General features: G+C 46.4%; 8 protein-coding genes. 5 read left to right on the top strand and 3 right to left on the bottom strand.

Going from position 1 to position 10331, the window contains the following annotated elements:
• From A3761_RS07545 to A3761_RS07535, 3 genes are all read left to right on the top strand, one after another.
• The coding region (locus A3761_RS07545) for an FAD:protein FMN transferase (protein WP_197472941.1) at positions 1-551 on the top strand (551 nt) is incomplete at its 5' end.
• Positions 552-686: 135 nt separating this feature from the next.
• Positions 687-1109, top strand: a complete 423-nt coding sequence (locus A3761_RS07540) for a nucleotidyltransferase substrate binding protein (RefSeq protein WP_068553544.1) — start codon at positions 687-689, stop codon at positions 1107-1109.
• Positions 1106-1420 (top strand): nucleotidyltransferase domain-containing protein, encoded by a 315-nt coding sequence (locus A3761_RS07535; protein WP_068511541.1) that lies wholly within the window; start codon positions 1106-1108, stop codon positions 1418-1420. The genes A3761_RS07540 and A3761_RS07535 overlap by 4 nt, the downstream gene beginning before the upstream one ends.
• A 37-nt stretch (positions 1421-1457) precedes the next feature.
• Here A3761_RS07535 and A3761_RS07530 read toward each other — a convergent pair whose 3' ends face one another.
• Genes A3761_RS07530 through A3761_RS07520 form a run of 3 tightly spaced genes read right to left on the bottom strand, consistent with a single transcriptional unit; the run spans position 1458 to position 6940 of the window.
• The gene (locus tag A3761_RS07530) at positions 1458-3059 is read right to left on the bottom strand and encodes a general secretion pathway protein GspF (protein WP_068553543.1); all 1602 of its coding nucleotides are present in this window, start codon (positions 3057-3059) and stop codon (positions 1458-1460) included.
• Positions 3060-3085: 26 nt separating this feature from the next.
• Positions 3086-5605, bottom strand: a complete 2520-nt coding sequence (locus A3761_RS07525; protein ID WP_082870202.1) for a LamG domain-containing protein — start codon at positions 5603-5605, stop codon at positions 3086-3088.
• Between the two features lie 12 nt (positions 5606-5617).
• Positions 5618-6940: a hypothetical protein gene (locus tag A3761_RS07520; RefSeq protein WP_231872338.1), complete on the bottom strand. Its 1323-nt coding sequence runs from the start codon at positions 6938-6940 to the stop codon at positions 5618-5620.
• Between the two features lie 351 nt (positions 6941-7291).
• Here A3761_RS07520 and A3761_RS07515 point away from each other — a divergent pair, with 351 nt between their 5' ends.
• Positions 7292-9916 (top strand): hypothetical protein, encoded by a 2625-nt coding sequence (locus A3761_RS07515; protein ID WP_068553290.1) that lies wholly within the window; start codon positions 7292-7294, stop codon positions 9914-9916.
• Positions 9917-9987: 71 nt separating this feature from the next.
• Positions 9988-10331, top strand: a 344-nt coding sequence (locus A3761_RS07510; protein ID WP_255374928.1) for an SH3 domain-containing protein, incomplete at its 3' end; no start/stop codon positions are given.

Raw genomic sequence — 10331 nt, 5'->3', positions numbered from 1 at the left:
ATCGCCATATTGTTTTAAANAGAAGTGCTCAAACAGTACGCTTTAGCTCTCCTGGAGTCGCTCTTGACTTAGGCGGAATAGCTAAAGGTTATGCTGTTGATGAAGGCATTAAGATGTTGAAGACCTTTGGCGTTCAACATGCGCGTTTAAGTGCGGGCGGCGATATGTATCTTCTGGGCGGAAAGGGCTCAAAGCCTTGGCTTGTCGCGGTGCGTCACCCTAGAAACAAAGAAGAAAACTCCGTTGTTCTGCCTTTATCGGATGTCGCTTTATCGACTTCAGGTGACTACGAGCGATTCTTTATCGATGATAGCGGCGAAAGGGTTCACCATATTATTTCCCCAAAAACAGGCCGGTCTGCTCGGAACGGTCTGCTAAGCGTTTCCGTTCTCGGGCCTGATGTGACGACTACCGATGCGCTATCGACTGCCGTGTTCGTATTGGGTTTGAAAAAAGGTTTAGCCTTGATGAATAGACTAGATGGTATTGACGCGATTCTGATTGATGAACGCCAAAGGGTTCATTATTCCAATGGTTTGGGAAGGCCTTAAGTTCAAGGAGGCGGCTAAGGCTTTCTTAGGGCTCTTTTCTCCTGTAGCCTTGGTCTTTAAATCATCGAATCGTATCTCGATCCTTGCTATAGTGATTTTCAAAATATTCATCTTTAAAGAATTAGGTAACGCGTCATGACGTCTGTCTCAGATATTCGCTGGCAACAACGGTTTAAGAACTTTCAGCGAGCTTTTCTTTTGCTACGTGAAGCAGTGGAGTCAGATATTGCTTCGTTTAGCCAGTTAGAAAAGGAAGGTGTTATTCAGCGTTTTGAATATACCTTCGAACTAGCGTGGAAGGTTCTCAAAGATAAAATGGAATTTGATGGTATTATTCTTGACCAGATTTCACCTAAGTCGGTTGTTCGCCAAGCGTATCAAAGTAAGTATATTAATGATGCCGAGACCTGGTTGAGAATGATCGGAGACCGAAACCTTATGAGTCATACCTATGACTTTTCGAAGTTCGAACAGGTTATTGATTCCATAAAAATTAGTTATTTGCCTATGCTAGATGAGTGGTACACATCACTCTTAGAAGAAATAGTATCATCATGAGTCAGTTCGGCTTGAGTGAGCAAACTCTGAGCGAGATACGAGATATATTATCTAAGTATGAGATGATTGATTATGCAAAGCTTTATGGCTCTAGGGCGAAAGGGAATTATCATGAGCGAAGTGATATTGATATTGCTGTCGTCGGCGATAATATTGACCGTTTTACGAGCTCAGCACTAGCGTTAGATTTTGCAGATTCTGATATCCCGCTTGTAGTCGATGTGCATTGCTTTCATGACATTAAGAACTTGCAGCTACGTGATCACATTGAGAGAGTTGGCCAAGTAATTTATGAGTCAAAAGGGGCTTAGCACTTTAGGTGCCCCCCTTTATCGTCTTACTTATTCATCAAATCGTCCCATTTACAATAGGTGCCATTCCAACCAGCGTATCCCTAAGAGTAGAACTTCCCAGCCCGTGATAACTCAGTACATTTTCGAAGTTGCCTTGCTCGCCGTGTAGTGCCATGTAATTCAGCATAACGGTTTGAACTAGTAGGTTAACGTTATTGGCAGCAGGGCTTGATGCGGTTTCGACTGATGCGTCGCTACGCATATAGCCAACCTGGTTGCGTATCGCAGTAGGGCGACCGTTTCCGCTAGGGTCATAGACTAGGTAGAACGCTGCAGCAGTTGATTGGTTATCGCCGGTCCATACACCTTTGCCGCGGCCTTGTTCAGAATTATCTACCATGCCATTACTGGCGACTGAACCGTCAGAAAAGACGTAAAGCATAAGCGGTACACCAATTCGTGCTGCGTATTCCAGGCAAGCGCCCATGACACGTCCTGCTCTTAAGTCACGAGCTTCACCTGTCGAACGGTTACCCGTATGGTAGTCATAACCACCCATGGTGATTGTACCAGCACCGGCATAGCCATTGATCACGAGTTTCATGACCGATGCGGCTTTCTGGAATTCGCGGTCATTGAGAAATTCTTCACTACTAAAGATACCGCTTGCTCCGACAATATCCGGGTCTTGTACCGGGTCGAGGTCAGCAGGGTTGCCAAAACGGTCTGCCAGGTCGGCACTTTTTACATAGCCACAGCGTACAAGGTCTTTTACGACTTCGTCAGTGGTAACATTTACGCCAGCGTTAGGAAGGCCGGTATTCATCTGAGCCATTTTCTTATCACTGATACGTTGAATAGACTCCATTACCGCGACGGCATCTTCCTGGCTTAGTAGGCCGATCAAATCACCGACATCGACCAGGCCAGTAACATCACTTGGGCGGTCAATTTTAGTCGGGCGCACCTGCGGGTTAATCATGTCCATTGGTGCTAAGGAGTTGCCGCCAGAATCAGAGCTTCGTGAGCCAATCAATGTTAAAAGTGAACCATCTGCACCGGCATTATGAATGCCATAAACCGGGTTATGGGGGTTGTTGCCTGTATCATTTTCTGAGCGGGCGGGAATAACTACACCGTTAATCGCAGCTTGGGTTGCCGCAGAGGTTCGTTCCTGAATCCCGCGTAAAAATTGGCTATCTGAATGAAAGGCTAAGCCCAGGGATTCATCAACGAAGTCATTCGTAGTGCCATCGGTATTGTTTACCTGAGGTAAAAAATCCGGCGGGATGCCAAGTTTGCTATAGCCTGCTGTGCTGAGCATGTCTTTTTGTCCGCCTGAACCGCCAACCAATACATTGGAGCCGGCAATGTTGGCGCCACCAGCCAGGTCAATACAGATAAAAGGGATCTTTCCGGCCCCTTGGACGGCGATTCCACAGCTATCTTTTAAGGCTTCAATATCTGAAGATAGCGCGGCCGAAGCATTACGTGGTGCTCCGAAGAGGCTGAATATTGACGAGCCAAAAACGGTAGCACCGCCAGCCATGAATCCATTGGCGATAAACTCCCTACGTGTTTTAGGGCGTTTATGGTCACTGTGTATCAAAGGTGCGTTGATATCCAGCGTTTGTTTGAGTGTTGGTTTGATAATCATAATCTCATCCTTCAACTGAATAGTATTTATTGCACAAGCGTTGTAGCGCTGCCTAGTACGGCTGCGCAGGCTGCTTTGACCACAATCTCGGTTCTACCTTCGGGACAGCTGCTGTCAGCTGAGCAAGCGCTAAGCGTATCAATCAGGCTGTTTATCTCATCATTAATATCGCTGTCGCTAGGTTGAGTGTCCAAGCTAGTGCCAACAAAGTTGCTCAGGAGGGCGCTTGAAATCTGGCTACGGCCATCCGTATCAAAAGCAGTATTGGCATTTTCACTAAAATCAAAGCTGCTAAAGAAACTAGCTCTTAAGCTTGTGTCATCAACCAAAGCGTCACAATATTGAATGGCTAACTGAGTGACGGCCATTTGGTGAGCCGATAAGAAGCCTTCGATATTCTCGATCGTTGGTAGCTGTTGTTTCACCGTATCAAAAGTGCTTTTTACATCGCTATCGGTTGAGGCAACGCCTGTCATCACAGACATCGTGGCATTGATTTCATCGAAAGTGCGAAGCCCTATTTCTGACGAAGCAGGTAGGTCTTCAGGTTCAGCAGGCGTTGGTGGAATGTCTTCCTCTTCATCGCGTGAGCGGCTACCAATCTCCGTAAAGCTTAAGAAGAACTCGTCTTCATCGGCTGCTTTATCCAAAGGAACGATGGTTCCCAGGTTAGATAAAACTTGCCCGTTACCCGCTACATAGTCTTCGTCGTTCAAACTAATGTTTAGGTTTTGGTAGACTTGTCCAACATTTACTTCTTGCCCGTTGATGGCGATCTTCATGCCTCTTAAAGTGATGTCGTCTAGTTCAACATTGTCGTTAAGGCTGACAAAGCGTGCATCAGAGAATAAGTAGCTAAAGCTATCAAACTGGCTGGCTTCAAAGAAAATAAAGTCATCGGCTGTGTCGGGGTCATCGGTATCCACAAGATGAGATACGCCAAATAGCATATAGAATTTTTCACCTACGCCGGAGTTATAGTTTTGGGTGATTTGCTCTTGTGTTAACGCACGGCTATGAATAGCTAGCATCCTTAGCGTGCCTTCCCATAGTTCGTTGCCATCGGTTTCATTACCCAATACGAGGGCAAAACTTTCGTTCCAACCATTTAGAAGGCCAGGGGCTACGCTGTCTTCATCTTCGGTATAGACACCATTAACATAGAGCTTTCTGCCTTGTGTTGCGGAGTAGGTGGCGACAACATGCTGAAGGCTGGCTTGAAGTCTTTCATCTGCATCGGCGGTTGAAAGTGCTTCGTTGAAGTCGTTAGTAGTATTGTAAAAGTCGTAGTTGTACAAGGTCTGTTGCAAAGCAAAGTTACGAGAGCTGGCCGAGCCCGAGTACGACACAATGCGCGAGTCTTCCTGCGTAACATTCGCTGGAACAACCCAAGCCTCTATAGAATATTGAGACGTGCCGCGTATTTCATCGTAGAGCTTTTTACTGTCTTCGGTCTTGCCTTGCGCTTTACCGTTGCCGACACGGGTATTGGTTTCTTCGTCGATATACGAAGCGCCAAACTTAATGCCCCAACCGCCGACCCACTCGACGTTGCCGCTCAATTCAAGGTTGATGGCAGGGTCTACACCGCTGGTGTCGTTGGCAAGAGTACCTTCACCGGCTTTGAACTCGTATAGGGCAATCACATCATCTTCATAGCGGCCACCTGAGTTGGCAACGATGCCGTCACCCACCAATACAAGCGCTTTACTGGTAATCAGTGTTTCGTCAATCGCGGCGGCAGTGATCGAATTAGAAAAGGCTTCGATCGCTGTTCTCATTTCAGTTGATGAGGCTTCACAACCAACTTCCCAGCAGTTATGAAACTCATTGAGTAAGCGTTGTACTAGTCGGGAGTTACCGGGGGTTTCCAGGCTAATTCGACTCTGAGCAGCCAGGTAAGAGGTGTCAACATCGGAGCTGCCAATAAAAGGAGTTTGCTGGCCTTCGACATGACAGTCACTGCAATACTCTGTGAGTAGAGGGTAGACAGTGCTTGAGTAGCTTAAAGTATCCTCAGGGAAGGACTTACTGCTCCCAGGGTCTTTGATTTGTGGAGAGCGTAGGATGATTTCATTAGTGCTGGCAGTATTGTCACCCACCCAATTTTCGACCCACCCAGTGAGAATCGTTACACAGGTGCCGATATCGGTGCCACCTTGTCCGTTAGATGCCCAGCAATTATGGCCGTTTGCAACTTTCGTGATAAGAGCCGATTCTGCCGGGTCATCTCGATCGATCAAGCTACTGGCATCAGCAAGTGCCAGGTTAACGTCGTCGAAGCGTGCGAATTTAGGGGACTGACCATCAGCACCGTGGCAAGCGCCGCAGCGGTTTTCAGTAACGATATTTTCCCAAAACTCGGTCTGAAACTTTAGCGCATCGTCAGTTTCTGGCGCAGGGCCTAGATACTCATCGGTACTGGTGTTTTGGTTAGTGTTAGGGTTGTCGGTATTTTCCTGGCCGCTGTCAGTACCGCAGGCGCTAAGTAGAATTAGGGCAAGGAGTGATAAACAAATGCTTTTTAAGGTATTAGTTGCTTTCATTGTCATATCCTCCTATTCGCCCATGCAGTAGGTGGCTGAATCTGCAAAGACTCTTTTGAGTTGATATCCACTGTTTTTGAATGATGTGACCATTGATGCAACTTCAGCTCGGTCAGCAGCGTCTGATGGTTCTCTTAGGCAGACATTCTGGAAAACTTTTTTCACTTGGCATTCGGCAAAGGCTTCGGAATGTGCAAGTTCTTGTGCCATGGATGCAGCGCCATTTCCAGAGCCGGGGAGGGTGGAATCCCATCCCAGTAACTGGTTTCTTCCTGAGCGCCAGTAATTTTCCCAGCTGTCATCTGGCGTGATATAGCCAAACTCAAAGTTGTTAGCGTTGATGTGATACTTTGCTTGTACGCGGCTGCCAGTGCTCGCATCGGTCATGCCTTCCTGGTTATAGACCATTTGGCCGTTTAAACCCTCTGGGTCATTCTCAACATTGTAATCATAGTTGTAGTAAGCAAACGCTTGGGTAAGAGGGTCCATGCCGTTATGACAACCTACACAGCTGTTTAAGAAGATTCTGCTGTCGCCACCAGGGCTACGCGAAACATCTTGCCTGACGCGGTCAGGTGGTAAGGAGGTGTCGTTAAGTTGCTCCATATCGTTGCATAAGTGGTTTAACACGGTAAAACGGAACAGTGCACGATTGGTACCGTCTTTCATGAATGCATGAGCGGATGCGCGCGTGGTCATGATACCGGCAGCGGCAGCGCTAGGGATGTTGTATTGTTCCGACTGAGTGCTGGCAATCAGATACTCTTTTAGGCTGTGTCCGCCATCTTCCAGAGCTTCATAATGCGCGTTGCTACTGATGCTCGGGTTTGGTAGCCCAAGTGAAGAATTTCCGACATAGAGCACGTCGCTATATAGAACTGACCGAAAGTCTGCGTCATCGCGTACTAAACCAATTACGGTTGCCATATAGTCATTGAAGGGCACAAAGCTGGACATGGCTTCATTTGTCCAGGGGGCTGCAAGGTTTTTTAGCGTAACGTCATAGAAAGCAGTGTGTTCCATTGCCGTATAGGCCGCATTGCTAGCTTCGCCCGCCAAAATATCCGCCGCCATAGAGTCGAGTACACTTGCAGTAGGGGGCACACCCGCTATTCTGTCATGTATACGTTTAGCTTGCTCTCGTTCCCCGGCCGTTAGAGTCGAGCTCACGAATAGTGTAGAGAGAAGTATAAGTGACAGAAATTTCATGCGCTGGTGCATAAGCTTAATTTTTCCGATCAATGTTTTTGTATATGCTGGCGTCATAGCTGCTTGCCAGAAACCGTCGTGCTTTATTTGTTTCAGTAGCTTAGGTAATACAGGAAATACATTCATAGCTTGTTCCCTCTTTGGATCGGAGCTTATTTAAATTAGACCCAAACGCTCTATGTTTGAAGTTTAATTGAAGATGATAGACGCTTTTTGTGTGGCAGTGCTCACCATTACATTGCGTAACTCAAATGCGCTGGAATGTACTTAGGAAGAAGACATACTGAGAGACATAATCCTTGTCTAAGTCCTTAACTGGGCTCGATTATGTCGAATAGGGAGAATATTGTGAAGCATGTCAGGTTAACATTTTTTTACGTTTCGGTTTTTCTGAATCGAGCCTTCAAAAGGCATTTTAGATTACCCAAGCCTTCAAATTCCGGCTTTTTGAGACAGGTATTGTTGAGCCTTGTTGCTATGATCAGTCTGCCTCTTATTGTTGCCTGTAGCTCTGATGGCACGGATCCTGTTGTAGTTGACTTACCTTTAGCTTATATAGAAAGACCTCTAGAAAATGATGAGGGCGAAGTTGAGCCAGATAATGCTGCTGAGCCGCAATCGTTTCGTCCTGGTGCTGTTTTATACCTAAAGCAAAAAGCATCACTTGATGCTCAAACGGTGGATATTTCTTCGGCAGCCTTTGCTGATGAATCGTTCTTAAACGACGACGGTGAGCTGCTCTACGATGTACGTGACCTCAGTACTTCTTATGATGGTAAGAAACTACTCTTCTCGATGCGTGCGCCAGAGATAGAGAATGCCGATGAAGAAGATCAGCCTACTTGGAATATCTGGGAATATAATATAGAGAGCAGCACGCTCCGCCGTATTTTTGATAGTACGCTGAATGTCAGGGCTGAAGATGGGCATGATATTTCACCCAGCTACCTTCCAGGTGATCGTATCTTATTTACTTCAACGCGCCAGACGCGTGCCAAGGCTGTTTTATTGAATGAAGGTAAGACGGGTTATCCTGCACTTGATGAAGAGCGAAATGTACACGCCTTTAACCTTCATATTATGGATGGTGATGGACAAAATATTCAGCAACTTACCTTTAACCAAAGCCACGATCTAGACCCTATCCTGTTGAATAACGGCAAAGTCCTGTTTTCTCGTTGGGACAACGCGGGGCAAACACGAAACAATGGTGTTAACTTATACGAGATTAACCCCGACGGTACAGGCTTGAATTACCTCTATGGCCGCCATTCCCATGATTCAGGTGAAGACGGTGACCAAGTTCAGTTCTTGAAACCTAAAGAGTTAGAAAACGGTAATATTGCGGTTTCATTGCGTACCTTCGAAAGCGCTACGTTTGCCGCACAACCTCTCGAGATTAATTTGGATGAATTCATTGATGCAGACCGTGCCATCGATGGCAGTGACGCAATTGAAGGGCAGGCTCAAGTCGCGATTATTGACGGGGTCACCTCAAGTGATGAACAAACGATAAACGGTCAGTATGGCGCTTTTGTACCGCTTTATGATGGCTCAAACCGTTACTTGGTGAGCTGGAGCTTATGTCGTGTTGCCCTGATCGATATCGATGCTGAAACAGATGGTGATCAACAAGGCCAGCCAGAATATTGTACCGAAGAGAAACTCGCTTCAGATACCTATGAAGCCGCGACACCTCTCTATGGTTTATATGTCTATGATGCGAGCGATAAGACCTTAAAAGTGGTTGCCTTACCGAGTGAAGGTAATCGCTACGATCAGGTGATGTTGGTTACAAGTCGGCCAGAACCGGAAGACTACGTTCCAGTAGAGTTGGAAAACTTTGGTAATGGTTTAGGAGCGATTCATATTCGCAGTGTCTATGACTTTGATGGTGAAGATACGTCTCCTGCCGGTTTAGCGGCGCTTGCTAATCCTGAGGTGACAGAGCCTTCTGAGCGTCCTCAACGTTTTCTAAGAATCGAGAAGGCTGTTTCAATACCTGATGAAAACGTACGTGATTTTGATAACTCCGCTTTTGGTAGAAGTCGAGCGCAATCTATGCGGGAAATCCTGGGTTATGTTCCTATTGAACCAGATGGATCTGTAATGGTGACCGTACCAGCCAATGTTGCTTTTGCACTTAGCGTATTAAATGAAAAAGGGCAGCGTACTAGTGAGCGTCATCAAAACTGGCTGCAAGTCGCTCCAGGGGAATTAATAGAATGTAACGGTTGCCACACGGGTGCAAGCGAAGTCCCGCATGGGCGTAATGGCGCTGGGCCTGAACCGGTCAATACGGGGGCAGAGACTGTTGGTCTTCCTTTTCCGGGAACGTCTCCTGCCGGGCCTGATGAAGATACACCCTTTGGTGTGCTAATGGGGGAAACCATGGCGCAGGCCTATACCGAAAATTATGGTATTCGAAATCTAAGCCCTGATATTACTTATACTGATGAGTGGGTCGTTCCTGCCGATACAGACAATGATATTAGCTATGCTTATGAAGATTTAACGACACCAATGCCAATTAAGGAAACTTGTGAAGGGACTTGGGGACTAGGGTGTCGAATAGTGGTGAACTATGAAACACATATTCATTCTCTATGGTCGGTGCCGAGATCACGTATCGTCGATGAACTTGAAGAAGACCGTACCTGTACATCCTGTCATAGTAATGTAGACAGTGAAGGGGAAACTCAAGTTCCGGTTGAGCAGTTGGATTTGAGTAATGGTCCTTCAACTGACGATCCAGATCACTATAAGTCTTATCGTGAGCTATTATTTAATGATAATGAAGTTGAACTGGTTGAAGGCATTTTAATTGACCGCTTAGTCGATAGCGATCAGCCAGTGTTGGATGACGAAGGTGAGCCGCTTCGTGATGAATTCGAAAACATTATTTACGTCCAGGAAACTGTACCAGTGGGGCCAACTATGAATACAGCAGGTGCTTTGAGAAGTGGGGAATTTTTAGACTTGTTTGAAGCAGGTGGTTCTCATGAAGGTGATCTCACTTTATCCGAGCTTAAGTTGATTTCTGAATGGTTGGACCTTGGGGCGCAATACTTTAACGACCCTTTTGCGGCACCAATTAACTAGTATTGATTACATAGAGATTTTCCTCGTGTGTAGAGAAGAGTTGAACGTTGCATGATTAAAAAAGGATATTTATGTCAGGCTTAACACGCTGCCAGTATTCTTGCTTGGTGGTCTTCATTTTGTCGCTGTTCTCATGGCCTGTTTTAGCCAGTGAGGCCGAAACTCGTGAAGACCATGCCGGGTCTACCGTATTTGCGCCTCAGCTTAAAGTGGTACTTCCTTTTGTGGAATGGCGCACAGGCCCCGCGCAAGGTTTCCCTGTATTCCATATCAGCGAAAAAGGGGAGTGGCTAGAAGTTTCAACTCGAAAGACGGAGTGGTTAAAAGTTCGTGATCGCAAAGGTAATGAAGGTTGGTTGAATATTGCTGATGTATTGCAGATGGAAGACGCTAATGGCGAAACTGTGAAGATCAC

This window comes from Oleiphilus sp. HI0123 (assembly GCF_001635315.1).
The sequence above is the reverse complement of the archived record's forward strand: the minus strand, read 5'-3'. Positions and strand labels throughout refer to the sequence as shown.